We start from the raw sequence: 25,225 nt of genomic DNA, 5'->3' as shown, positions 1-25,225 counted from the left end.
TAAAAGCAAATTAATGTTTATATATAAAGATTTTTTTGTATGTTAGAAGCAAAATTTAGCTTCTATATGAAAAACATTTTTTTGCTTCTCCTATTGAGTTTATCTTTTAACGTGGTATTCGGGCAGAGCAGGAATATTACGAAAAGCTATTGCAATTGCCTGGCAACGGAACCAGGTGTAGATTCGGTAAAATTTAAGAGCTGCTTTACCAAGGTGCTCGGAAAAGCTTTTGCGAACGCCGAAGATGAAACGGAAAAGCTGGAACTGGCCCGGAATATTGATCTTGAGCTGCAAAAGAACTGCACCGAATATGTAAGGATCCTCGATAAACTTAACCCGGTGAAAGGCGACTGGGTTTTGCTTAAAATCAACCCGGAAACAAAATTAACGAACGACGTTTGCCAGCAACTTGCCAGCCACCGGCAGCTATTTTACATAGAAGGCAACGGCGATACTACCCGGGTTGCGTTATCGGGCGGAGTATGGCAGGAAACGGTTGGCAAAGCCAGATATGTTTCCCGGCTCGATTTTAAACCCAAAAACAACTGCGAATTCATTTTAACTTTCCTGGAAAGCACCGACCCTAATAAAGGGCAGTTCAGCCAGAAAGGCGACCAGTATAAATACCGGATCCTGGACAAAACCGCTACCCATTATATAGCAACAGCCTCTTATGGCGAGATCGTTTATCAGTTCAATTTATATTTCAACTAAAAAACGCTATGGCTCCGGACTTTTTACCCCTCAAACCATAGCGTTTTTTACTGCCGGTCTTCTTCCTGAAGTTCCATATTAATGGCTACGGCGGCTTTGGTACCTTCGGCAGCGGCTACAATTACAAGCTGCACATCGCGGGAAGCATCGCCGGCCACAAACAGACCTTTTACGTTGGTTTTTTGCAGTTTGCGGGTTTTTACTACGCCTTTCCGGGTAAACTCACAGCCGAGCATATTTCCCAGATCGCATTGCTGGTCGGTGCCGGTGCTAAAGAACATGGCTTCACATTTTTCGGAAGTATCATCGTCTAAAACAATTTGCTTTAATTGCGTTTCTTCTCCTTCCAGCCGGGCTATTTTTTTCTTATTTATGCCAATGCCGTTCCGCTTAAGCTGCGAAACTTCGTCGCTGGTAAGTTTATCGGTGCCATCGGTGAAAAGCGTTACGTGGTCGCTCCAGGTTTTTAAAGATAAAGCCAGGCCTACGCCGTTGCGGTTTTTGCCGTAAGCGGCAATGGGTTTATCGCGGCTTTCCCAGCCATCGCAATACGGGCAGTGGTGCACGCTTTTGCCATACATTTTTTCAATGCCGGGAATTTCCGGAACGCGGTCTTTTAAGCCGGTGGCCAGCAGTAATTTCTTCGACCGGAATTTCTCCCCAACTTCATCTTCGGCCTCGAAACCGCCTTTGGTATGATGCACTTTCTTTATGGTAGCGGCCCGCAAAACCACGTGGTATTCAACCAGTTCTTCGCGTGCAATTTCTATAAATTTAGAAGGTTTAATGCCATCGCGGGTAATAAAGCCGTTCATAGCATCGGAAAAGCGGTTGCGTTGTTTGTGCGTATCGAAAAGAATTACTTTGCGGCGGCAGCGGCCTAAAACCATGGCAGCACTCAGGCCCGCCGGTCCGCCGCCAATTATCATTACATCGTATGTGTGTTCGTTTTGCATAACTTTCGCTTAACGGAATTTTCGCAGTTTTGGTCGGGTTTTCAGGCTGAAAATGACAGCGTTTTTATTCTCCGGAACAGCCTTTTACTTTTTTGCACCAGAACCCTACCGTTTTAGGCAAACTTCTTTCAAAAACAGTAATCGGCAAGCATAATAAATTTGGGTAAAGTCTATGGAAATGATGAAATAGTTTTATACATTTAGCGGACTACTATATCATTATTCTTAACTATGAAACGAAAATTACTAACCTTTCTGGGCTGTGCCTTGCTTTCCGGAATGGTGCAGGCCGGCGGTTTCCAGGTAAACCTGCAGGGGCAAAAACAAATAGGCATGGGGCACGCGGGCACCGGTCTGGCTCTAGACGAAGCCAGCGTATTTTTTAACCCCGGCGCCATGAGTCATCTGCGGCAAAACGGGTTTCAGTTGGGCGCCAGCGGCATAATTTCTAAAATTGCTTACCTCGAAACGGCTCCCGGCAACACTACCGCTAAATCTGACAACCCTACAGGCACGCCTTTCTCGGCTTATGGCGTTTTCGGAAAAGAAGAAAGCAGCCTGAAATTTGGCCTGGGGGTTTATACGCCTTTCGGAAGCAAAGTAAAATGGGGCGATGAATGGATCGGCCGTTATGGTTTGAATGAGCTGGAATTAAGTGCAATTTTTATTCAGCCAACGGTTAGCTATAAAATTGGAGATAAAGTTGGTATTGGCGCGGGCGTGGTTTACAGTCGCGGCGGCGTAAACCTGCAACGCAGCATTCCGGTGCAGGACCAGGACGCCAACGACGGCCACGCTGAACTGGATGGCAGCGCGAGCGGCTGGGGTTATAATGCCGGTATTTATTTTAAACCAAACGATAAGTTTTCGGTGGGTTTAACCTACCGTTCTAAGGTGAACATGGAAGTGGACGAAGGAGATGCAACGTTCCAGGTGGCTTCTTCCCTGGCATCGCGTTTCCCGAATACTACTTTTACTACCGAACTGCCACTGCCTGCCAATATTACGCTGGGCATTGGTTTTACGCCAACCGAAGCCCTGACCATTGCAGCCGATGTACAGCGCGTGAACTGGAGTGCTTACAAGAACCTGCGTTTTGAATACGGAGCAGCCATTAACGGCAGTACGTTTACCGAAAACGCCCGCAATTACGAAGACGTGTATATTTACCGTTTGGGCGCCCAATATAAAATAACCGATGCTTTTGCGTTACGCGCCGGCGGCTACTACGATAATACGCCTGTGCAGGATGGTTATTTAACGCCGGAAACGCCGGATGCGAATGCGATCGGAATTTCGGGTGGCTTAGGCTATGCGGTTAGCGATAATTTCCAGATCGATGCCTCGTTCCTGTACATCAGCAAAGAAGAGCGGACCGATCTTTCGGATCTTTCCGGCGGCATTGGCGGCACCTATAAAACCAATGTTAACATTCCGGGCCTGGCCGTTAGTTACAAATTTTAATAGCAGCAGAAAATCATGAAAAAACACATAACCCGATCAGGATTAGCCGCTCTGGCGGCAGCAGCTTTTTTAACCGGCTGCGACCCGGAAATTGACGCCCCGGAAATAAGCAAAGGCGACGCCGATTTTACCCGTTATGTTTCTGTTGGCAATTCCCTGACCTCAGGTTATGCCGATGGGGGCTTGTATCGTTCCGGACAGATCAATTCTTACCCTAATATTCTGGCGGGCCAATTTAAACTGGCTGGCGGCGGCGATTTCCCGCAACCACTTTTCCCGGAAGATAAAGCGAATGGTTCCGGTTATTTGCGTTTAGCCGGTTTTAATGCTGATGGCACGCCTAAAATTGCAACCGTAACCGATAACCTGGCGATCAGAGGCGTTAATTCCAAAGGCACTCCGCTTTATATTGAATATACTGGCCCGGTACAAAACCTGGGTGTGCCCGATATCCGGATCGCTGATATTAAAACAGCAGGTTACGGCAGCACCGCAGGCAATCCGTATTTCGAACGCATTACTCCGGATAATAATCAGAACCAGACGTATCTGGAGCGCGTTGAAGCTAGTAATCCGACATTCTTCACCAACTGGCTCGGCAATAACGATGTGCTTGGCTACGCTACCGCGGGCGGTATGACGGGCACCGCTTCCATTACCGACGAAGCTACTTTCCGGACCAATTACGAAGACCTAACGAAGGCACTTACCAAAAGCGGCGCAAAAGGTGTGGTAGCAACCATTCCGGACGTAACCCTTATTCCGTTCTTTACCACGGTTGGCCCTACTTTAAAAGCAACCCTGGCAGCCAAAGGCCTTCCGGGCATGATAATTCTTACCGGTTCGGGAAATACTAAAATACCGTTGCCAACAACCAGCATTAAAGATGCCTCCGGCGGAACGGTACTGGTTCCTTTAACGGCCAGCGCTTACCTGCCGCTTTTAGGTTTGCCAACAGCCAAATACTGGCGCGACCTGTTGAAAAGACAGCAGCTTCCGGCTTTAGCTTTGCCTGTATTGCTGGCACAGTATGGCGTTACAGATACCACCAAAGCGTTCGGTTTCAGCATGGAAAACCCGCTACCTAGTTCGCTGATCTTAGACAACTCCGAAATAGCCAACGTAACCGCTGCAACCGATAAATTCAATTCTATTATTAAGGAAACTGCCAGCAATAACAACCTGGGAGTATTCGATGTAAATCCGTTCTTCACTTCTATTCTGCCGGTAAACGGACAGCCTGCCCTGGTTATTAATGCGGTAAATTATACGCCGGCCTTCATTTCAGGTAATATTTTCAGCCTGGACGGGGTGCATTTAACGCCGCGTGGTTATGCCTTGGTAGCCAACGAGTTCATTAAAACCATTAACGCGAAATATAACGCCAAACTTCCTACGGTAAATGTGAACGCTTATAACGCAGTGCTTTTCCCTTAACCGAAAAAACGCTATGGTTTTACCACAAAAAAGTCGCTCGTAACCGGGCGACTTTTTTTGCTTTTACAGCATACCGTTTTTCAGAAACAACCGGTTCGTGAAACAGAAAAATACAAATTTGCCTGCTATGGAATTAGCTTAACTCCTGATAGTAAATTGATTAATAAGGAATATTTAATATATTTGGACACTTGTTATAAGATTATTAAAAGAATTACTAAGATAAATCTGGCGATACAGCTTAAACAAGCAGCTTTTCGATCACCAACCTTACTACTATGATGCAAACTATATTACACTATTATTCTATTGGCAGGCACTCCGGGAACGGAAATAGATCATAGCCGACACTTTACAACAAGCTGCTTAACATCTGAAAAGCACGCAGGCCATATACTTTTCTCATCCTTTTCTGAAGTAAAAGTCCGCCTTCCTGCAAGAAATTAACATTTCAAAAACCACTCGGGAAACCATTTCAGGTTTTCTTTTTCTCAAGCCTGCTTTCGTTCTCAACCGTTCAGCAGCTTTACTTGCTCTCCGTTACGCCGGGTTTTCCCGGAATTTCACTACTGATGAACTCTCCGCAAAAAAGTAGCCCCGTTTCTGCGGAACGATTCATGATCAATCTTTTATCACCTTTTATCTAAAACACAATGAACAAACTTTTATCTTTTTACAGCGCTACCAAGCCGCCCCGGCAGCAGCAGCTGAAAAACAGAAAAGCCTTTTCCAGGCTTCTACTTATGCTCTTTGCCATTGGCTGGGCAGGTGTTGCACAAGAGGCACAAGCGCAAAGAGTAACCCCTGGTTTTTATAAAACCGGAACCGGTACAAGCGGAAACACCATTCCATTAAACCAGGCGAGCCAGAAAACGCAACTCCTTTATGCACCCGGCGATTTTAACGCAACTCCATCTTCGGGTTATATTACCAAGATTTATTTCCGGAATTCTGCGGCAAGCGCGTCTGCAACTTACAGTAATTTTAAGGTAAGCTTTTTGCAAAACGCTGATGCCTCAATTCCAAGCACATCTTTCTACACTGGCTTAACTACTGTGCATTATGCCGCGCTACAAACGGTTACAGCTAGTGATACTGCCGGCAAATGGTTCGAAATCCCGCTTCAGGCACCGTATTTTCAGTATGATAATACACAATCTCTGATCATTGAAATCCAATACACGGCAAAAACCGGTGGCATAAGCACCACTACTTCTACCAGCACCGGCAACAAACGTGTTTCAGGTCAGTCTTTAACAGCTACCACCGGTACCGCGAATACGACTCACAATGATTTCGGTATGGATATTATTCCTACTACTGCCTGTACTGCGCCCCCAACAGCAGGTACAGCTACTACCAGCGAAACGAACTTGTGCGCCAATACTGATTTCACTTTAAATTTAACGGGAAGCTCTTTTGGAACCGGGCAGACTTATCAATGGGAAACCTCAGCAACCGGTACAGGCGGCTGGACTGCAGTTGGTCCATCCTCAAATAGCCCGATATTTACGACCTCTCAAACTTCCGGCACGCATTACTACCGCGCAGCAGTTACTTGTAGCGGCCAAACGGCATATTCTACGGCTGTTTCTGTAACTTCTCCGGCACTGATAAGCGGCAATTTTACGATCAATAAAAACGTGCCGGCCAGTGCAACCAACTTCCAGACTTTTGCAGATGCTATTAATTCGCTTGCATGCGGCATTGGCGGCCCGGTAACGTTCGATGTGGTTACGGGCACTGGTCCTTATAACGAGCAGGTGGTAATTCCGGAAATTTTGGGGGCAAGCGCTACCAATACCGTGACTTTTAATGGCAATGGCAATACCGTTTCTGCAGCTCCGGTTTCTGCTACCCGTGCCATGTTTAAACTGGATGGCGCCGACTACGTTACGATCAACAACTTTACCATTGCTACAACCGGTACCGGAACTTCAGATTATGGCTGGGGTATTCATTTTATGAATGGCGCTGATAACAACACCATCAGCAATAATACCATCAATATTGGTTCCCTGAGCACTTCGGAAAGCAATTCGGTTGGTATTGTATTTACGAATTCTGCTACTGCGGTAACCACTAATGGTAATAATGGCAATAACAACCTGATTACCGGCAATACGATCAGTGGCGGTCACAAAGGTATTCACGTGAATGGCAATGCTTCGGCCGCAACTCCGGGCGCTGGCAACAACCAGATCATCAACAATATTATCCAGAATTTCTATGGCACTGGTATTGAACTGGATCAGGCAAACAACACTGTGATCCGCAACAACAACATCAGTCGGCCGGCAAGAGCTACCGTTACAACCTTCTATGGTGTTTATATGGGCGATAACTCTACTGGTTCTATTATAGATGGTAACCGCATTCATAATACGCACGACGGCGCAACTTCGCTTACCGGAACTGCTTATGGTATTTATACTACATCCAGCGACGCTGTGGCCGGATCGGAAAACGTTATCAAGAACAACCTGATCTACAATTTCAACAATACGGGCACTACTTATGGTTTTTACAACACAGGCAGCGACGGCGTTTATTACTACCACAATACTGTTAATTTTGATAACGCGGCCAGCACCGGTATTTCCCGCGGTTTCCACCAAACCACTGCTGCTACCAACATCAAATTCATTAACAACAACATTGCAATAAACACCGGTAGTCCTTTTGCAGATCAGCGGGCGCTGTACTTCAACACGGTAGCTTCCGTTATTCAAAGCAACAACAATAACCTGTGGGTACCGAAAGGCACAATAGGTATTTACGATGGCACTACTTACGCTACCCTGGCTGACTGGCAAACTGCTAATACAACAGCTCCATTCGATGTGAACAGCGTTTCGGTAGATCCGCGTTTTGTAAATGTAGCTACGGGCAACCTGCAACCAACAGCTTATGCGTTGAACAATGCCGGCCAGCCTTTAGCAGCCGTAACTACCGATATTACCGGCGCAACCCGTAACGCTACCACTCCGGACATTGGCGCTTACGAATTTGATCTAGCAGCTAACGATGTAGGGGTAACTGCAATTACGGCACCGGTTTCTGGTTGCGGCTTATCTGCGCAGGAAAACGTAACTATTACCGTTTTCAACTCGGGTACTGCTTCTCAGACCAATATTCCGGTGCATTACACATTGAACAATGGCACGCCGGTAATCGGAACTGTACCTGGTCCGCTTGCGTCGGGTGCTTCTGTTAACTTTACTTTCCCTACGCCCGCTAACCTTGCCACTGCCGGTACTTATACACTGGCAGCTTCTACAGACCTGAGCGGCGATGCTTTGGCAAATAACGATTCTATCGAGATTACCATCAATTCTGTTCCGGTAGTAGCCACTTTCCCTTACAACCAGAACTTTGATAGTGGTAACGGAGGCTGGTTAGCAGGCGGCAGAAATTCTTCCTGGGCTTTAGGAACTCCGGCAAAAACCATTATCAATTCGGCTGCTTCCGGCACAAATTCATGGGTTACGAGCTTAACCAGCGATCATAATGCATTTGAAAGTTCGGCAGTAACCAGCCCTTGCTTCAACTTTACCGGCCTTACCAACCCTGGCATTTCCATGAAAGTATGGTGGAGCATTGAAACTGACTGGGATGGTGCGATACTGCAATCTTCTATTGATGGCGGCACAACCTGGCAGACTGTAGGTGCTTTCGGCGATCCGAATAACTGGTACAATTCAGATAGCATAGATGCCAACCCAGGTAATCAACCTGCTTCACTGAACGGCAATTTTATTGGCTGGTCTGGTACAGGCACCGACGGCAGTGGCGGTTGGGTTACCGCTTCACACGCATTGACCGGTCTGGGTGGTCAGGCTAATGTGCGTTTACGTATTGCTTTTGCTTCTGATTTATACACGGAAGAAGAAGGTTTTGCGTTTGATGACATTGCCATTTACGAACAACCGGCTACGCCAACCGTTACAGCCGGTGGCGCGACTACTTTCTGCCCGGGTGGCTCGGTAGTTTTAACTGCCGCTTCTACTACGCCAGGGGTTGCTTATCAGTGGTTGAACAATAACGTAACTATTCCGGGTGCTACTGCTGCTACTTATTCTGCAACTACAGCCGGCTCTTATACTGCCGTTGCAACGTTAGGAATAGCTACCAGCGCCGCTTCTAATGCCATTACGGTAACTATAACGCCTGCACCAGCCAAGCCAACTATTTCGGCCAGCGGCACAACCGTTATCTGTACCGGCGATTCGGTAATGCTGACGGGTGCTACTACAACCACCGGTGTAACGTATCAGTGGTTACAGAACGGCACTGCAGTAACTGGTGCGACTACAGCTACCTTCAACGCTAAAGCTGCGGGTAACTACAGATTAGTGGTTGAAAATGCTTCAGGTTGTACCGATACTTCTACGGTTACTGCTGTTACGGTAAATCCTCGTCCGGCTACGCCAACTATTACGCAAGGTGGTGATTCTGGTCAGGAACTGACTTCTTCTGCGGCTACGGGCAACCAGTGGTATCTGAATGGTACAGCTATTACTGGTGCAACTGCCCAGACTTACCAGACTACTGCTAATGGTAACTATACAGTTGTAGTAACGGATGGAGGTTGTCCTTCTGATACTTCGGCTGCGGTGAATATTACCAACACCGGTATTAAAGGTGCCATGGCGGGCATGAGCGTAAGTGTTTACCCGAACCCAAGCAACGGTAAATTCAACGTGAAGCTGGTTGGTTACAAACACGATGCTGCTTTAGAGCTTTACAGCCTGACTGGTCAGCTGATCGTGAAGGAAAACGTGAAAGCCGGACAGGAAGTAACCAAACTGCAAGTGAAGAACCTGGCGGCCGGTACTTACCTGCTTAAAGTAGTTTCTGAAAAAGGCGTGCAGATCAACAAGCTCATCGTAGAATAAGCTTGCTGCTGAATTAAAATAGAAAAGCCCTCCGTAAATACGGAGGGCTTTTTTTTATGCCCTGACTTTTCAGGCCTAAAAGCATACCGTTTTTAGAACTGGTAAGCTTCAGAGGTTATGAAAACTCAACAGATTAGGGAAATTATTGAAGCCTTACTTTTTGCAGTGAAATGCATAGCGTTTTTGACTTTTCAGGCTGGAAACTATACCGTTTTTAATATGATTGATTTAAACCTCGAAAACAGCCGGTAAGTGATACGCAATGACTTAACTAAACAGTGAACTAATATTTCCGTAATAGTTCTGTTGCTCCTCATGAGCATTTCGTTATAAATGGATTGTTAAACGGTTTCTTATAAGGCTTATGAAAAATTATTTACGCTTACTAACAGTTGCCTGTGTCTTTATTTTCACTGCCTGCGACAACGACGATGAAGATGTAAATCCAAACAGAACGCAGTTGCTGACATCAGGTTCCTGGAAAATTACGTCTTCTACAGTAAACCCGGCCCTCGATTTTAATGGCGATGGCACAATAGAAACCGACCTTACGCAATTTATTAAAGCCTGCACCTTAGACGATATTACGATTTACAGATCCGACAAAACGTATTCGGAAGAAGAAGGGGCTACCAAATGCGACCCGGCCGATCCGCAGGTTTTCCGCTCCGGAACGTGGGCGTTGGGAAATAACGATACTGAATTGACAACAACTGCCAGCAATACGTCTTCAGCTACTACTTATAAAATAACGGAAATTTCCAGCAACACGTTAGTTCTTAGTCAATCGGTAGCAGATAGCACCGGCACCACATACACGTTTACTTCAACCTATAAGCACTAAACACAATCGCATACCGTCAGACAAAAATGTATGAGTTGAATTAAAAAAAGCGAGGGCATTCCCTTCGCTTTTTTTGTTTTCAGGCGCTATTATTAATGCTGCTGATTTTTATGCTTCTGGAAGCCATAATCTTAAATTCTTTGTTATATTTACAATCTGCTTTAGTTAATACACCATTAATCAAGATGAAAAAATATACATTGTTCCTTGCCTTGGGCGCTTCCCTGGCATTTTATTCCTGCGAAAAAAAAGATCCGGTCAAGCCTATAACCCATACTCCGAATACACCCCCTGAAACCGACACTACTCCCAAGATCATATACCTGCAGGCTAAATCCTGGCGCCTGACCGGCCTTACTCAAGGTGCACCCGGATCGGCTTTACAGGCGGACCTTTACAAATCTGGTTTCCCGAATTGCCAGAAGGACGATCTTTATAAATTCAATTCGCCTGATGCGTTAGTGGTTGCGCCGGGGCAAAACACATGCTCTTCCGGCGAAACTGAAAAAAGCGGCACCTGGAATCTGAACAACAACAGCACTTTCCTCACAATTACCAACCCTTCGCAAACCATGATCGGCATGACCGGTAATTTTGCCGTTTCAGAAATTACGGCCACAAAAATGATCCTTAAGCAAACGGTTAACGACAGCGAATACACCCTTACGTTTACGGCGCAATAATTTTGCCCTTTACAGATAGAACCCCATAAAAAAATGCGAAGCACTAAACCTTCGCATTTTTTTATGGGGTTTATTTTTTTCTGCCTGAAAGATCAGGAAATAGATTTCAACAATTTTTAAGGCAACTGATAAAAAAACCGGGTGAAAACCTGTCTTAAAAAAACACCAGTCTCGTATTTATAATTATCATATTACAAGCACTTTAACTAACAAACTTATGAAAAATTTACTATTCACTATGGCAGGAATCGCATGCCTGGCCCTAACTGCATGCGACAACGATGACGATGACGCTGTAAACAGCGTTGCACCAACCGCTTCGCGCATGGAACTGATCACGAGCACGAACTGGACCTTGGTTTCCAGCGATGAGATAGCTTTTAATGATTTGCCCGATGCGCTCAAAACCAGTCCTTTCTCCCGCGACGATATTTTCCGGTTTAAGGCAAACGGCGAAGCAGTGCGTGATGAAGGGCCAACCAAAGAGGAAGGCAAACCGCAGATTGTAGAAGTAGCGCGCTGGTCGTTTCTGAACCAGGAACGTAATCTGGATGCCGGCTTTAAAAGTTTACCGCTGAACGATGAAATAGTGGAATTAACAAAAAGAAGAATGGTACTCCGCCGTTTAGTTGGCAATACTGAAAAGTTAACCGTTTTTGAAGCACAATTTTAATTTAAACAACAAACAAAAAAAGCGAAGGCCTCCACCTTCGCTTTTTTTGTTTATGGGTTTTCCCAGCTTAAACTCTACCATTTTATAGTGGCAACGTTACAAAATATAATTACCCGATATGGCAACATTGAATACTAAATATTTAGTACATTTATCTTTTTCAAACCTAAGTTCATATCTGCTACTTTTCAGTTTACGCATGAAAAACTTTTATTTTCTTGTTCTACTGGCCTTTACACTTGGCCTTACTTCTTGTAATGATAACAGCGATAAGGATCCAGCCCCTATCGTTCAGCCAGACCCGGCTGACGACCCGGCTGCTATTGAGTTAACTAAACAATTACTTACAACAAAGAAATGGCGGTTAATTGCTTTGACTCAGAATGTAGCCGGCCAGGCCATTTATACTGACTTGTACAATAATTCCTATCCAAGTTGCCAACAAGATGACCTTTATATTTTTGAAACGCAAAATAATACACTTAAGATCGAGGTGGGTTTTGGTGAATGCACCCCGGCAGAGCCGGATAGAAATGGAAGCTGGAATTTGAAAAATGCCAACACCCTGACTATAACTGACCCAAATCAGTCGCAAACCGGCCTTACCGGAGATTTTAGTATTACGCAACTGAATGATACTAAAATGATCCTGAAACAAACTGTAAATGGCAATGAATATACAGCAACCTATGAAATATGGCATTCTGTTGCTAAAATTAAGTTATTGACTTCAAAACCATGGAAATTATCGGCCATGACCATGCAATCTCCCGGAGGACAGCCTACAGATGTATTCAGCTCAATGCCTGCATGCGAAAGAGATAATATAATAGACATCAGATGGACTTATTCTTATAATCAGTATTACCTTTATGAGGGCCCAACCAAATGCAATCCATCAGACCCGTACAATATCGGTTTCGGGTACTGGTTTTTAAACAAAAACGACACAGAATTAGTACTTGACGGTTCCGTTTTTGAAGTAATGCAATTAACAGCTACCACCTTGGTGTTAAGAGAAGAGTATAACGGTACTATTGGAATATCTACTTATATTCATTAACAAACTACAAAGTATAGAAAACCAAAAAAGCGAAGGTTATGGCCTTCGCTTTTTTGGTTTATAGGAACTGCATAGTTTAAACTTATTCGTTTCAGGAAAATCCGGGATTTAACAAACTGCATTTATTACGGCAAACAAGGGAAAATAGCGGTGAACAAACTTGCAATTACACATAAACCCTGTATTTTTAGGCACAACAACAATCACCTAAAAACACTTAAACTTTCATTAACAACATTTATGAAAAATTATTTATTCCTGTTGGCTGCGGCGTCCGCGTTTACTTTTACATCTTGTGGCGATGACAAAAAAGAAGATCCAACCCCAACTCCTGTAACTCCGGCGGCAACCAAAACGCAGCTGATCTCAGCCAAAGACTGGAAAATGACGAAGCAGACCCTGAACATGAATGGTTCCGGAGATATAGATATTACCAATACTTTCTATACTGCTTGTGAATTAGACAACCTGGAGAAGTTTGCAGCTAACGGCACTTATACGGTAGATGAAGGCGCTACAAAATGCGACACAGCTGATTCTCAGACCTTTACTACCGGCACCTGGGCCTTTACGAGCAACGAAACTAAAATAAAAATTACTGAAGGCACAGATGAAACTGAAATGGAGATTGTTGAATTGACCGCTACTAAAATGGTGGTTAAAGACAGCGGTACAGAGCAAGGTATAACTTATACTGCTATCACTACTTTCACTGCTCAGTAATTCAAACCTATCTCAAATAAAAAAGCGAAGGCCACCACCTTCGCTTTTTTGTTTACTATACTTTTTTTGCTGAAAACCCTACGTTTTTTTAAGCAATTGCAATAACCAGCACTTTTCAGATTCAAAACCCTACCGTTTTTAGTGCGCTTCGAGCCAATTGCTACCAGTGCCTAAACCAATTTCCATCGGTACGCTTAGCGGCAGGGCATTTTTCATGAGCTCTTCAATTTTCGGAGCTACTTTGTCTACTTCGTTCAGCGGTACGTCAAACACCAATTCATCGTGCACCTGCAATATCATTTTAGTTTGCAGCTTTTCTTTTTCGAGCCAGTCCTGTACGTTGATCATCGCAATTTTGATGATATCGGCGGCGGTTCCCTGAATTGGCGCGTTTATGGCGTTTCGTTCGGCATAACCGCGCACAGTCTGGTTCCGGGAATTGATGTCGCGCAAGTATCTTCTGCGGCCTAAAACGGTTTCTACGTATTCCTGTTCGCGCGCTTCGTTTATCACGTTATCCATGTATTCCTTTATAGCCGGGAATTCCTGGAAATACGCTTCAATGATATCGGCAGCTTCGCGGCGCGGAATCTTCAGACGTTCGGCCAGACCAAATGCAGAAATGCCGTAAATGATCCCGAAGTTGATGGTTTTGGCTTTCCGACGCATTTCCGAATCAACTTCTTCGGGCTTTACTTTATATACTTTGGCCGCCGTTGAAGTGTGAATATCCATGCCTTTCTGGAACGCTTCTTTCATGGTCGCATCGCCGCTGAAATGCGCAATAATTCTTAACTCGATCTGCGAATAATCGGCAGAAAGCAGCACGTGGTTTTTATCGCGCGGCACGAATGCTTTGCGTATTTCCTTGCCTTTATCCGTCCGGATCGGGATGTTCTGTAAGTTTGGATTGGTAGAGCTTAATCGTCCGGTTGCGGCCACAGCCTGGTTGAAAGACGTATGCACGCGGCCATCGAGCTTGCAAACCAACTGCGGCAGCGCATCGATGTACGTAGATTTTAGCTTGCTTAGCTGCCGGTAATCCAGAATAAGTTGCGCAATTTCGTGTTCGGAAGCGAGTTTGGAAAGCACTTCTTCGCCGGTGGCGGCTTGTCCGGTCTTGGTTTTCTTCAGTTTCGTACCGCCCAGGCCCATTTTATCGAACAGAATTTCGCCCAACTGCTTCGGCGAGCCGATGTTGAATTCCTGGCCGGCCAGTTCGTAAATGCGTTTTTCAATTTCACCAATGTAGCCTTCCAGTTCTTTCGAGCTTTCGGCCATGGCTTTGGAATCTATCGCAATGCCTTCTTTTTCGACTTCAGCTAAAACCGTAATCAAAGGCATTTCCACTTCGTCGAAGAGTTTTTTCAGGTTGTTTTTAACCAGCAGCGGCTCGAAATAATGCTTCAGTTTTAAGGTTACATCAGCATCTTCGCAGGCATAATCCGAAATTTCTTCCGGCGAAAGTTCTGCCATGGTGATCTGCTTTTTACCTTTTTTTCCAATCAATTCGGTAATGGAGATCGGCGTATAATTCAGGTAGGTTTCCGAAAGCAGATCCATGTTGTGGCGCATATCCGGCTCGAGCAAATAATGCGCGATCATGGTATCGAAAATCGGCTTTTTCACCGAAATACCATAGCGTTTCAGCACCAGAATATCGTACTTAATGTTCTGCCCGATTTTCAGAATTTCTTCGCTTTCCAGGATCTCCCGGAACTCATTTACAATGCTTTGCGCTTCTTTTTCGTCTTCCGGAATGGCCACGTAATACGCCTCGCCGGGAATATAGCTGAACGACATGCCCACCAAACGTGCCGTGATCGGATCGATGCTGTCGGTTTCGGTATCCCAGGAAATTTCGGTTTGCTGCTTCAGGTACTTTATCAGATTCTGGCGCAGTTCCGGGGTGTTTATTAAGTGGTAATCGTGCGGCGAATTATTAATGTCGCGACGGAAACTTGGAACAGCTTCGCCTTCTCCGTCAGCTTCGGCAACGGCGGTTTCCGGCGAATCAAAGATGGACATTTGCTGATCCGATTTCTGGCCTTTCACCATTTTGGCTGGAGCCGCTTTGGCAGTTTTTGGGGCTGAAGGGGTAGCGTTTCCGAAAATGCGCTGCGCCAACGTCCGGAATTCCAGTTCGTCGAAAAGCGCTTTCAGTTTTTCCTCGTCGGGGCCGTTGTATTCAAACTTTTCTTCGTCGAAATCTACCGGAACCGTTAAATGGATCGTGGCTAATTCCTTCGACATTAAACCCTGCTCGGCGTACTTCATTACGTTTTCCTGCTGCTTGCCTTTCAGCTCGTGCGCGTTCGCAATCAGGTTTTCTACCGAACCGTATTTCTGAATTAAGGTCTTCGCGGTTTTCTCGCCAATGCCGGGAATGCCGGGAATATTATCTACCGCGTCGCCCTGCAAACCGAGAATATCGATCACCTGCTTCACGTTCGAGATTTCCCATTTTTCCAGCACTTTCGGCACGTCAATAATATCGATGGCATTGCCTAAAAAAGCGGGTTTGTACACGAAAACGTGTTCGGTAACGAGTTGATAATAATCCTTATCCGGCGTCATCATATACACATCGTAGCCGGCTTTTTCAGCTTTGCAGCTTAAGGTTCCAATAAGGTCATCGGCTTCGTAACCCGGCAAAATGATCATGGGAATGTTGAAGGCTTCCACGATCTTTTTCACGTACGGAATGGCAATAGCCAGGTCTTCGGGCATGGCCTGCCGGTTGGCTTTGTATTCGGCAAAATTATCGTGGCGGAAGGTTTTCTCCGGACCATCGAAGCAAACCGCAATATGATCCGGTTTTTCGCGGTTCAGAACGTCTAGAAGCGTGTTGGTAAACCCGAGCGCAGCGCCCGTGTTCATGCCTTTGGAATTGATGCGTGGATTTTTGCTGAACGCAAAATGCGCCCGGAAAATAAGGGCCATTGCATCGAGCAGGAAGAGTTTTTTACGTGCCATTTCCAAAGGTAATTCTAAGAATTAGAAATTAGAAATTACGAATTAGAAATTGGCGTAAAAACGGTAGGGTTTTGGGGTTAAAAAGTACCTCCCTAAATCCTCCCCTGATTCAGGGGAGGACTTTTTACGCAATACTGTGATGGGAATTTGAAGCTGCTCTTTCGGATTTTTAAATCCGGAAGCAACCTGTGGCGTGTCTATTGCCCCGCATGTGCCGGTTAAATGCGCAGAAACGCGGATTGATAAATCCGCAGCAGTTGGTTTTCGGATACAAATATCCGAAAAAGCATGCTTGGAAATTGCAGACCGGGAATTATTAATCGTGGTTTGTAGAGACAAGGAATTGCCTTGTCTCTACGGTATCCGATAAACAGATTCGATCAACGTAATTCGATCAACGGTTATTTGATAAACAGAATTCGATCACCATATTTCGGTTAATGCATTAAATAAGGACCAAACTGATGCCAATGGCAATTAACATGAACACCACCAACGTTAATAAATATACCCCCGAAATATAAATGGTTTTCAGGATAGTGCGTGACCAACTTTGCTTGAAGAGGCGCTGCAAGGCCAGCAGCAGGTAAACTAAACAGATTAAAAATGCGGCGCGGCCAAACCCTTCCAGGTGCGTAAAATAGCCCAGCAACAGCGATACAGAGAATGTAATAAAGGCGAAGCAATGAAAATGGATGGAAAAGATAAGGTGCTGAATGTAATGTTTCTTTTGCCGGAAGTAAACACTCTGCAGAATGAGGCCAAAAAGTGGCATGAGGGCAAACATGAGCAGCGATACATTTTTGAAGACCTTATGATTTCGCTCTTCGGTGCTGGCCGCGGAAAACTTACCGATCTTGCGGCCCAGGTTTTTATTGAATTCAGTTGGCTCGAAACCAGCTTTTTTAATTCGGGCAGTTAATTCCGCATCGGACATGGTGGCCATATTCTGAATACTAAAATTATCTTTTTTCATGTTTTCAGAAATAATTGCACCAATTTTTACATCGCTTTCGTCCTTCTCCGATTCTTGCCCGGAAACGGCAGCAATGATCAGAAAAAAGATAAAGCTGATAAACACGTACATCCGGATAGGAGGGACAAACGCAGCCCGCTTGTTCTGAATAAAAAGCTCGGTTAACTGCCCGGGCTTGAACAGAAGAATCTTAAGCGTTCTGAAGATCTTGGTATCAAAATGCAGCGTTCCTTCCAGCACTTCCATAACTACGTGGCTGAAAGGCACATCCAGGTTATGATTTTCCTGGCCGCAATTGGGGCAATAGTTATTTATACCGCTAAACTGGTAGGTGCAATTCGGACAGTCGTTAAATTTTCTTCTTTTTTTCTCAGCCATTTCTCAGGTTCCGCAATTTTGCTGGTTCATTTAAAACGGGAAGCAACTTACAAAATTAGCTAGCTTCGTTTAACTGAAACATATATTTTATTTAATATTTGAACTTCCGCTAACAAAAAAATAGCCCGCAGCTTTACCGACCATTTCAAAACGCTATGGTTTTAACCACAAAAACTCAGGCGCCTTTGGGTGGAATTGGAGCCGGCACAGCATTTTTTACCGCCGGAATAGATTTCAGGTAAGCAAAAATAGCTTTCAACTCTTCGTCGGTATAATTTTTAAAATTCGGCCAGGGCATAGGTGGGAGCAACATGCGGCCATCTTCCAGCCCATGAAATTTGCCTTCTCGAATAGATATAAAAAATTGCTCTTCGGTCCAATTTCCAATTCCGGTAGCAGTATCGGGCGTGAGGTTGGCGGAAAAAGAAGTACCCCAAGGCCCAACCCAGGCCGTAAAATGTTCATTGCCCAACACCCAGCCATTTTTCACAGTTTTAGCATCGTATGGGGCAAGCTTCAGACCAGCCGGATGGCCGGATAAACGTTTAGCCTGATCCGGCTCCGGTATTCCGTTTTTGTATTTTTTGGGCGAATGGCAATCGTCGCAGACACCAACCGTTACTAGGTGCTCGCCTTTTGTTACTAATTCTTCGGTGCTCAGCTTTTTCTCGCCAGAGTCGGCCAGTTCTACATTGGCTTGGTTTTCGTTTGTTTCAACTGGTTTTCCGGCATTATTGCATGCATTTAGAAATACGACGCTTGAAAAGAGCATACAAGTAGCAGGCACAAATATTTTTTTCATAGGAAAAGCTTTTAAAGATTGTAAGGTCACTCTTCATTCCGGCTGGTGTTTATTTAAACATTTCACCATAAATCAACCGGAATAAATAAAACCATTTACTTTTCCTGATGTTTATTTACCGCTTGTTCCTTCCCTCATAAATTAAGCTAACTGGCATAAAAAAGCACCGGAATAAATTCCCCGGTGCTTCTGAACAGTATCAATTTTAACCTGAAAAATTACCAGTCGCCGCTGGCCCCGCCACCGCCGAAGCTTCCGCCACCAAAGCCGCCGAAACCACCGCCACCGCCGCCCCAGCCACCGCCGCCAAACGGACCACGACCGGAAGAAAAATCGCCAAACGTACCAAAGCCGCCGTAAGGATTCATGAGTGTGCGCATGCCACCACCACGACGACCGCCACCTTTACCGCCACCAAACATTCTGGAGATAATGAATATTACCAGAATACCGATGATCACCCAGAACAATATCGGCGAACTGCCACCATCGCCGTAATCTTTCGGTTCCGCTTTGTATTCGCCGCTGGCCAGCAAAATGATCTGGTCGGTAGCGCTGTTCAGGCCATGGTAGAAGTCGCCACGGGCAAAAGCCGGTTTAATTATTTGCTCAATAATGCGTTTGGCATAAGCATCGGGCACTACATGTTCCAGACCATAACCGGTGGAGATATTGACTTTTCGTTCGTTTTTCGATACCAATATCAGAATGCCGTTATTTTTGCCTTTGCCCCCTACGCCCCAGGTTTCACCAATGCGGTACGCAAAATCGGCTACTTCGTAAGGGCCCAGCGAGGTAACGGTTACAATGGCAATTTGCGTGGAAGTAGAATCGTTGTAGTTTACCAGTTTCTGTTCCAGCATTTCCACTTCCTGCGGAGCGAGCATATTCGCCAGGTCGTTCACCAGTTTGGGCGGATTCGGGCGCGGCGGAATATCGCTGGCATCCTGCGCAAAACTGAGCAAAGCCAGAAACAGGAAACAACAAAAAAGGAAATACTTTTTCATAAGGTACTTATTGGCAACTTCGCCGGAACGGGAAGTTACAGGTAATAAAAGTTGCAAACCGGTTTATTCCCCGAAGGAAACATCGTTGTGCAATTCGTTCGTATCGGTTTCGGGATCGTGCGGAAAAAAGGTGCGGAGTTGTTCGCCAGCCATTAAAATGCCTTTCACCAAACCGGCGCCGTAATTACCATTCTTAAACTCCGATAGCACCGTGGTTTTAGTTTCGTCCCAGAAATTATCGGGCACAACGGCATTGATCCCGGCATCGCCGATCACGGCAAATTTGTGGCTTTTCAGAGCTACGTAAAACAAAACCCCGTTGCGCAATTTGGTTTGATGCATGTGCAGGCTCGCAAAAACTTCCACAGCCCGGTCCAGCGGATCTACCTGGCAGTTATTCTCAATATGCACCCGTATTTCCCCGGATGTATTGGCTTCTGCCTGCGCAATGGCCTCCACAATTTCCTTTTCCTGATCTTCGGTAATAATGTCGCGCATCTTTTTTTAGTGATTAATGAATAGTGATTAGTAAATCTAGATTAGTATCATTTCAGCGTTTGCGTTTCAGGCAGTTTTTTAATGCAAAACCATACCGTTTTTGGAAGGAATATTTCCGCCGGAAAGAAGACTAATCACAATTCATTAATCACTAATCACTTAAATTAAAATTGAACTGTTGGGGCTTTCTGGGCGGCGGCATCGGCGGCAAACGGCGTTTTGCGCTCAAAATCGAACCAGCCGGCAATGAAGTTGCGTGGGAAAGAGCGGATGTAAGTATTATAATCCTGCACAGCTTCGTTGTATTTCATGCGCTCCACCGAAATGCGGTTTTCCGTACCTTCCAGCTGCGCCTGCAATTCCAGGAAGTTCTGGTTCGCTTTCAGCTCCGGATATTTTTCTACCGTTACTAACAACCGGGACAATGCACCGCTTAACTGGCCCTGCGCTTCCTGAAATTTCTGCATGTTTTCCGGCGTGAGCTGATCGGGGTTAAGTTGCACACTCGTAGCTTTGGCGCGCGCCTCAATTACCTGCGTAAGTGTTTCCTTCTCAAAATTAGCGGCCCCTTTTACGGTATTCACCAGGTTCGGCACCAGGTCGGCACGGCGCTGATACGCATTCTGCACGTTGGCCCATTTTCCGGCTACATTTTCGTCTTTCTGCACCATCTCGTTATAGCCACACGAAGTCTGCGAAAGCAACACTACCAGGCCGAAAAAGTAAAGCAATAATCGTTTCATAGTTTTTGAGTTGATTTGAATATTTTGGTTCTGCAATATAAACAAACGGTAGGGTTTTCGCCCTAAAAAGTGGCACGCCCGCCGTTCTGCGCTTAACGTACGGATTTACCTGTTTGCAGTTATTCTAAAAATTTCCGGAGCCGGTTTTCCATACAAAAAAACGGTAGGGTTTAGGGCTTAAAAAGTCTGAAAACCTGCCGGTGCAGAGTTCAAATTCATGCCCATAGAAGCCAAAATCCTGCTAATGTACCAACAAAACCAATTTTAATTGTTTATATTGCGTAAAACCCTGAACGTATGAAGGCTGTAATTCCGGTAGCTGGCAGCGGTAAAAAACTGCGCCCGCACACCCACACCCAACCTAAATCGCTTATTCCGGTAGCTGGCAACACCATACTCGGCCACATTATAGAAAGGCTGCAACAGGCCGGCATTCAGGATTTCGTTTTCATTATCGGGTATTTGGGAGGTAAAGTAGAAGCCTACGTAAAACGGAATTACCCCAACATCCGCGCTGAATTTGTAGTGCAGGAACCGCGCGAAGGTTTAGGCCATGCTCTTTGGGTTGCCCGCGAAAGTTTCCGCCACGAAGAAAGCATCCTCATCATGCTCGGCGACGCGATCATCGACGTAGATATGCAAAAGATCATCGATTCGCAGCAATCGATGCTGTGCGTAAAAAAAGTAAACCAACCATCCCTTTTCGGTATCATCGAAACCGACGAACATGCCCATATTACCAAGCTCGTAGAAAAACCAAGTTTCCCCAAATCGAATTTTGCGCTGGTAGGTTTGTATAAAATTGCTCATCCCGAAAAGCTGGCTCAAAGCCTGGAATATATTATAAAAGAAGGCATTAAAACGCAGCACGAATACCACCTGACCGACGCGCTCATGGACCTGATAGAACATGGCGAAAAGATTAGTACCTGCGAAGTAGACCATTGGTACGATTGCGGCCGCAAAGAAAGTCTGCTTCATACCAACGCCGTTCTGCTCAACCGTCCCGAATTCCTGCAGGCTGAAAAACCCGAATTCCCGAACACCATTATTATTCCGCCGGTAAGCATCGGGCAGGGCTGTACCATATCCAATTCCGTGATCGGCCCGAACGTTGCCATCGGCCAGAATACAATTATAGATTATACCGTGCTGCAAAATTCCATCATCGGCGAATACAGCGAATTGCACAATACCGTTATGCACGACTCCATCATTGGCAACGATTCCTGCCTCAAAGGCCTGAGTTACAGCCTTAATATCGGAGACAATACCGAGATCAATTTCAGCGAAAAGTAATTTAACGTAGGCTTAAATAAAAGCGCCCGCTATTATAAAAATAGCGGGCGCTTTTATTTAAAAACGGTATGGTTTCAGCCTCAAAAACTCATAGAAACCCGAAACGCTATGCCTGAAGCCACTAAAACCCGAACTTACTTAATAAGTTTAAATTCGGTCCGGCGGTTCAGCTGGTGCTCATCTTCCGAGCAGTTTACGCCGTCTTTACACCGGTTACGCAACTGACTTTCCCCGTAACCTTTGGCCGTAATACGTCTGTAATCAATGCCTCTGGAAATTATATATTTTACGGCAGCATCGGCCCGCAACTGCGACAGCATCTGGTTATAATGATCGGTCTGGCGGCTATCGGTATGGGAACTCAGCTCTATTTTCACTTCCGGGTTATCCTGCAACATCACCACCAGCTTATCCAGCTCGCGGGCCGCATCTGGCCGTATTTCACTCTTATCCAGATCGTAGTAAATGTTCTCTACAATATAAGAGCTGTTCACTTTATTCTTATTCAGCGTCAGGGCCAGCTTTGCCAGATCCAATACGCTCTGGCATTCAGGCATCACTTCTACCGATTTGGTTAAATAACCTTCCTTCGAACCTTTTACAATGTATTTTACCCCACCCTGAATCGGGAAACTAAACTTACCATCTTTATCTGAATACGAAACCAAAGCGGTAGTATCGCCGGCCCGGTAAAGGCGCAGCGTTACGTTGCTAAGCGGTTTGCCTTCCGTCTGCGCTTGTTTCGCTTCTGGCTGCTCAACGGTTAAACCCGCCAATGTACAAGGCACGCGGCTCGATTTGAACGAATAAATATCATCCGTACCACTTTCGCTGCCGCGGTTCGAAGAAAAATAACCGGTCTCTCCTTTTCCTTCCGGGTCAAAAATGATCCCGAAATCGTCGCCACCTGAATTAAAAGGTGTTTCGAGATTGGTTACAGCCTGCCATTTTGCTTTGGTACCTTTTGCCGAAAACAGATCCAGGCCACCCATACCCAAATGCCCGTCCGAAGAAAAGTGCAAAGTACCATCCGGCGCCAGCGTAGGGAAACATTCTTTGCCGACAGTGTTTACTACATTGCCGCAGTTTACCGGCTTGCTCCAACTGCCATCGGCCTCTTTGGTGCAGTAATAAAGATCTGTTTCTCCAAAACCGCCCGGCATATCAGACGCGAAATAAAGAATATTACCATTGGGCGAAAGTGCCGGATGACCAACAGAATATTCCCGCGGTTTATTATAAGCAAAAGGTTTAGGCTTGGTCCATTCGTTATTTTTAAACTGCGAAATGTAAATTTCCAGGCGACTAACCGGCGCATCTTTCAAAGGCGGATTAGCCCAGCTTGTAGGATCCGTATTTACTTTTTTCTTCTTGTATTTCTCTTTGTTGGTACGGGTATAAAAAACGGTATTTCCATCGGCTGAAAAAACCGCGGCGCCGTTGTGATACGTACTGTTCACAGGTTCCGGCAGCGGCTGCACTTTTCCCCAGTTCTTATCCTTGTCTTTTTCTAAATAATACAGCTGCAGATACGGTTTGCCTGTCCAGGCATAAATTTCATTATCGGCGCCTTTTTCCTGTTTTTCCCGGTCTGAAGTAAACACAATGCCATTCTTATAAAATACCGGGCTGAAATCAGAATTCGTCGAATTAAAAGTTTCGGCAGTTAAAGCCACCGGCTGAGGATTTTTGGTCCAGTATTGCGCCTGATCGCAGGCATAAGCCAGTTTCATAGCCATCGCCTGATCGGACTTTACCTGGTTGCCATATTGCAGATAGAGTTGTTTCGCCTTTTCATAATTCCCGTTCCGGCGCGCTGCTTCGGCATAAAAGAAGGTATTGATACTAGCCGCGCCCGGAAAAGCAAGCACCTGCGCATACCAGAATTCAGCTTCCTTGCTCACATTCATCAATCGGTAACCATGCGCAATGCGCTGGATAATTTCCAGGCTCGGTTCATTCTTATCGAGCAGTTTTTTATACGCTTCCGTTGCCTGCGCAAAAGCCATTTCATCGTAAAGGCGGTCAGCAACTTTCAGATCGGTCTGTCCGGAAACCGGCCGGGAAAGACCCAGAAAAAACACCAGGGAAAAGGGTAGAAAAAGTAAGCGTAAGTTCATGTTCAAGGGCAGAGGGGAATTTTAGAAATAGCGCGGCGAAAGCATATTGGTCTCTTCTTTTTTCAGGAAGAAAAAGCCCAGCGAAATTTCGTGGCTGTCATAATTATTCAGGCCTGTCAGCGTAACATCGTAAGCGTACCCCAGTTTCAGTTTTGGCGTAACGTATAATTCTACAATGCCTGCCCAGGCGCTCGAAAGGTTTACTTTATCTTCCGTAGAAACTTTATGGATCAGGTTCAGGCCGGTTCGGTACGAAGATCCTACCCAGATCCGTTCAGCAAAAAGCACAAATGCATTCAGATCGAGGTTGGTCGGGCCTTTAAAATCTTCTTTCAGCAAAAAGCTCGGCTTAAATTTAACATTTTGCCCCAGGTTAAACACGTAGCCCGAAGTAAGGAAATAATGGCGGGTTGGTGTCAGCACAAACTCATTTTCTACTGGTATTAAATTAGCTGCCGAAAAACCTGCATAAAATTGTTCGGTATGAAAATAAACCCCGGCCTTTAAGGTTGGAGCAATGGCGGTAACTTTCGTACCCGGGTTTACCTGGTCGTTCATATCCGTCATTTTTATCTTGGTCCAGTCACGGGAAAATTGGGTAATCCCCCCAGAAATACCAAACCGGAATTTACTGGTTTCACTCACATTCAACCGCACCGCCGCACTTCCCATCAGGCTTAGTTGCCCATCTGCCCCTATCTGGTCGTTAATAGCCTGGAAGCCCAGACCTAACTTATTCTCTTTAATACTTCCATCTGCGCTAAAAGTCTGGGTAGTAGGCCGGCCTTCCAGCCCGCTCCATTGATCCCGGTAAATAGCATTCACATTCCAGATTTCCTTGCTGCCTGCATAAGCCGGATTCACGACCAGGCCGTTAAAAATATACTGCGTATACTGGGCACTCTGCTGCGCGTATGCACTCCCTGCTACCAACCAGATTCCTAAAACTATAATAATACGGCGCATTTTTT

The 25,225-nt window shown here is 45.5% G+C and carries 20 protein-coding genes; 10 read left to right on the top strand and 10 right to left on the bottom strand.

What is annotated here, in order from left to right; translation table 11 throughout:
- Window positions 1-66 precede the first annotated feature (66 nt).
- The gene (locus tag ACFPIB_RS10650; protein WP_378017437.1) at window positions 67-714 is read left to right on the top strand and encodes a hypothetical protein; all 648 of its coding nucleotides are present in this window, start codon (window positions 67-69) and stop codon (window positions 712-714) included.
- Window positions 715-761: 47 nt separating this feature from the next.
- On the opposite strand, the gene ACFPIB_RS10645 is transcribed toward ACFPIB_RS10650, so the two are convergent.
- On the bottom strand, window positions 762-1,670 hold the full coding sequence (locus ACFPIB_RS10645) for an NAD(P)/FAD-dependent oxidoreductase (protein ID WP_378017436.1): 909 nt from the start codon (window positions 1,668-1,670) through the stop codon (window positions 762-764).
- A gap of 231 nt (window positions 1,671-1,901) precedes the next feature.
- On the opposite strand from ACFPIB_RS10645, the gene ACFPIB_RS10640 reads away from it, so the two are divergent.
- The 8 genes from ACFPIB_RS10640 to ACFPIB_RS10605 all read left to right on the top strand — a co-directional run bounded on the left by ACFPIB_RS10640 (window position 1,902) and on the right by ACFPIB_RS10605 (window position 13,455).
- On the top strand, window positions 1,902-3,134 hold the full coding sequence (locus tag ACFPIB_RS10640; protein ID WP_378017435.1) for an OmpP1/FadL family transporter: 1,233 nt from the start codon (window positions 1,902-1,904) through the stop codon (window positions 3,132-3,134).
- A 15-nt stretch (window positions 3,135-3,149) separates the two neighbouring features.
- Window positions 3,150-4,571: an SGNH/GDSL hydrolase family protein gene (locus ACFPIB_RS10635; RefSeq protein WP_378017434.1), complete on the top strand. Its 1,422-nt coding sequence runs from the start codon at window positions 3,150-3,152 to the stop codon at window positions 4,569-4,571.
- Between the two features lie 653 nt (window positions 4,572-5,224).
- Complete coding sequence (locus tag ACFPIB_RS10630; RefSeq protein ID WP_378017433.1) at window positions 5,225-9,469, top strand: T9SS type A sorting domain-containing protein; 4,245 nt, start codon at window positions 5,225-5,227, stop codon at window positions 9,467-9,469.
- Between the two features lie 364 nt (window positions 9,470-9,833).
- Window positions 9,834-10,313: a DUF5004 domain-containing protein gene (locus ACFPIB_RS10625; protein WP_378017432.1), complete on the top strand. Its 480-nt coding sequence runs from the start codon at window positions 9,834-9,836 to the stop codon at window positions 10,311-10,313.
- 185 nt (window positions 10,314-10,498) lie between these two features.
- Window positions 10,499-10,996: a lipocalin family protein gene (locus ACFPIB_RS10620; RefSeq protein WP_378017431.1), complete on the top strand. Its 498-nt coding sequence runs from the start codon at window positions 10,499-10,501 to the stop codon at window positions 10,994-10,996.
- A 238-nt stretch (window positions 10,997-11,234) separates the two neighbouring features.
- Window positions 11,235-11,669: a hypothetical protein gene (locus ACFPIB_RS10615; protein ID WP_378017430.1), complete on the top strand. Its 435-nt coding sequence runs from the start codon at window positions 11,235-11,237 to the stop codon at window positions 11,667-11,669.
- A gap of 199 nt (window positions 11,670-11,868) precedes the next feature.
- A complete protein-coding gene (locus ACFPIB_RS10610; protein WP_378017429.1) occupies window positions 11,869-12,732 on the top strand; it encodes a hypothetical protein in 864 nt (287 codons plus the stop codon).
- A 240-nt stretch (window positions 12,733-12,972) separates the two neighbouring features.
- Window positions 12,973-13,455: a lipocalin-like domain-containing protein gene (locus ACFPIB_RS10605; RefSeq protein ID WP_378017428.1), complete on the top strand. Its 483-nt coding sequence runs from the start codon at window positions 12,973-12,975 to the stop codon at window positions 13,453-13,455.
- Between the two features lie 138 nt (window positions 13,456-13,593).
- Here the strand turns inward: ACFPIB_RS10605 and polA are convergent, their stop codons facing one another.
- From polA to ACFPIB_RS10570, 7 genes are all read right to left on the bottom strand, one after another.
- Window positions 13,594-16,431 carry a DNA polymerase I gene (polA, locus tag ACFPIB_RS10600; protein WP_378017427.1) on the bottom strand — a complete coding sequence of 946 codons (2,838 nt, stop codon included), beginning with the start codon at window positions 16,429-16,431 and terminating at the stop codon, window positions 13,594-13,596.
- Between the two features lie 42 nt (window positions 16,432-16,473).
- Complete coding sequence (locus ACFPIB_RS10595; protein ID WP_378017426.1) at window positions 16,474-16,770, bottom strand: hypothetical protein; 297 nt, start codon at window positions 16,768-16,770, stop codon at window positions 16,474-16,476.
- A 106-nt stretch (window positions 16,771-16,876) separates the two neighbouring features.
- Window positions 16,877-17,785, bottom strand: a complete 909-nt coding sequence (locus tag ACFPIB_RS10590) for a DUF3667 domain-containing protein (RefSeq protein WP_378017425.1) — start codon at window positions 17,783-17,785, stop codon at window positions 16,877-16,879.
- A 175-nt stretch (window positions 17,786-17,960) separates the two neighbouring features.
- The gene (locus ACFPIB_RS10585) at window positions 17,961-18,587 is read right to left on the bottom strand and encodes a c-type cytochrome (protein ID WP_378017424.1); all 627 of its coding nucleotides are present in this window, start codon (window positions 18,585-18,587) and stop codon (window positions 17,961-17,963) included.
- Window positions 18,588-18,805: 218 nt separating this feature from the next.
- On the bottom strand, window positions 18,806-19,594 hold the full coding sequence (locus ACFPIB_RS10580) for a TPM domain-containing protein (RefSeq protein WP_378017423.1): 789 nt from the start codon (window positions 19,592-19,594) through the stop codon (window positions 18,806-18,808).
- Between the two features lie 63 nt (window positions 19,595-19,657).
- Window positions 19,658-20,092, bottom strand: a complete 435-nt coding sequence (locus ACFPIB_RS10575) for a TPM domain-containing protein (protein WP_378017422.1) — start codon at window positions 20,090-20,092, stop codon at window positions 19,658-19,660.
- Window positions 20,093-20,256: 164 nt separating this feature from the next.
- A complete protein-coding gene (locus ACFPIB_RS10570; RefSeq protein WP_378017421.1) occupies window positions 20,257-20,835 on the bottom strand; it encodes a LemA family protein in 579 nt (192 codons plus the stop codon).
- Between the two features lie 297 nt (window positions 20,836-21,132).
- On the opposite strand from ACFPIB_RS10570, the gene ACFPIB_RS10565 reads away from it, so the two are divergent.
- Window positions 21,133-22,134, top strand: coding sequence for a sugar phosphate nucleotidyltransferase (locus ACFPIB_RS10565; protein WP_378017420.1), 1,002 nt, complete (start codon window positions 21,133-21,135; stop codon window positions 22,132-22,134).
- A gap of 134 nt (window positions 22,135-22,268) precedes the next feature.
- On the opposite strand, the gene ACFPIB_RS10560 is transcribed toward ACFPIB_RS10565, so the two are convergent.
- Together ACFPIB_RS10560 and ACFPIB_RS10555 are read right to left on the bottom strand one after the other, a co-directional pair.
- Entirely contained in the window at window positions 22,269-24,254 is a 1,986-nt protein-coding gene (locus ACFPIB_RS10560; protein ID WP_378017419.1) for an OmpA family protein, read from the bottom strand.
- A 21-nt stretch (window positions 24,255-24,275) separates the two neighbouring features.
- A complete protein-coding gene (locus ACFPIB_RS10555) occupies window positions 24,276-25,220 on the bottom strand; it encodes a PorP/SprF family type IX secretion system membrane protein (RefSeq protein ID WP_378017418.1) in 945 nt (314 codons plus the stop codon).
- Window positions 25,221-25,225 lie beyond the last annotated feature (5 nt).

The sequence above is a fragment of the Adhaeribacter terreus genome (assembly GCF_042657365.1).
Classification (GTDB): domain Bacteria; phylum Bacteroidota; class Bacteroidia; order Cytophagales; family Hymenobacteraceae; genus Adhaeribacter_A; species Adhaeribacter_A terreus.
The sequence above is the reverse complement of the archived record's forward strand: the minus strand, read 5'-3'. Positions and strand labels throughout refer to the sequence as shown.

Excerpts from the sequence above, each read along its gene's own strand:
- ACFPIB_RS10650 (WP_378017437.1), top strand. The coding sequence starts at position 67 with ATGAAAAACATTTTTTTGCTTCTCCTATTGAGTTTATCTTTTAACGTG.
- ACFPIB_RS10615 (WP_378017430.1), top strand. The coding sequence starts at position 11,235 with ATGGCAGGAATCGCATGCCTGGCCCTAACTGCATGCGACAACGATGAC.
- ACFPIB_RS10625 (WP_378017432.1), top strand. The coding sequence starts at position 9,834 with ATGAAAAATTATTTACGCTTACTAACAGTTGCCTGTGTCTTTATTTTC.
- ACFPIB_RS10555 (WP_378017418.1), bottom strand. The coding sequence starts at position 25,220 with ATGCGCCGTATTATTATAGTTTTAGGAATCTGGTTGGTAGCAGGGAGT.
- ACFPIB_RS10645 (WP_378017436.1), bottom strand. The coding sequence starts at position 1,670 with ATGCAAAACGAACACACATACGATGTAATGATAATTGGCGGCGGACCG.
- ACFPIB_RS10575 (WP_378017422.1), bottom strand. The coding sequence starts at position 20,092 with ATGCGCGACATTATTACCGAAGATCAGGAAAAGGAAATTGTGGAGGCC.
- ACFPIB_RS10580 (WP_378017423.1), bottom strand. The coding sequence starts at position 19,594 with ATGAAAAAGTATTTCCTTTTTTGTTGTTTCCTGTTTCTGGCTTTGCTC.
- polA (WP_378017427.1), bottom strand. The coding sequence starts at position 16,431 with ATGGCACGTAAAAAACTCTTCCTGCTCGATGCAATGGCCCTTATTTTC.
- ACFPIB_RS10635 (WP_378017434.1), top strand. The coding sequence starts at position 3,150 with ATGAAAAAACACATAACCCGATCAGGATTAGCCGCTCTGGCGGCAGCA.
- ACFPIB_RS10605 (WP_378017428.1), top strand. The coding sequence starts at position 12,973 with ATGAAAAATTATTTATTCCTGTTGGCTGCGGCGTCCGCGTTTACTTTT.
- ACFPIB_RS10630 (WP_378017433.1), top strand. The coding sequence starts at position 5,225 with ATGAACAAACTTTTATCTTTTTACAGCGCTACCAAGCCGCCCCGGCAG.
- ACFPIB_RS10610 (WP_378017429.1), top strand. The coding sequence starts at position 11,869 with ATGAAAAACTTTTATTTTCTTGTTCTACTGGCCTTTACACTTGGCCTT.
- ACFPIB_RS10590 (WP_378017425.1), bottom strand. The coding sequence starts at position 17,785 with ATGGCTGAGAAAAAAAGAAGAAAATTTAACGACTGTCCGAATTGCACC.
- ACFPIB_RS10640 (WP_378017435.1), top strand. The coding sequence starts at position 1,902 with ATGAAACGAAAATTACTAACCTTTCTGGGCTGTGCCTTGCTTTCCGGA.
- ACFPIB_RS10560 (WP_378017419.1), bottom strand. The coding sequence starts at position 24,254 with ATGAACTTACGCTTACTTTTTCTACCCTTTTCCCTGGTGTTTTTTCTG.
- ACFPIB_RS10570 (WP_378017421.1), bottom strand. The coding sequence starts at position 20,835 with ATGAAACGATTATTGCTTTACTTTTTCGGCCTGGTAGTGTTGCTTTCG.
- ACFPIB_RS10565 (WP_378017420.1), top strand. The coding sequence starts at position 21,133 with ATGAAGGCTGTAATTCCGGTAGCTGGCAGCGGTAAAAAACTGCGCCCG.
- ACFPIB_RS10620 (WP_378017431.1), top strand. The coding sequence starts at position 10,499 with ATGAAAAAATATACATTGTTCCTTGCCTTGGGCGCTTCCCTGGCATTT.
- ACFPIB_RS10585 (WP_378017424.1), bottom strand. The coding sequence starts at position 18,587 with ATGAAAAAAATATTTGTGCCTGCTACTTGTATGCTCTTTTCAAGCGTC.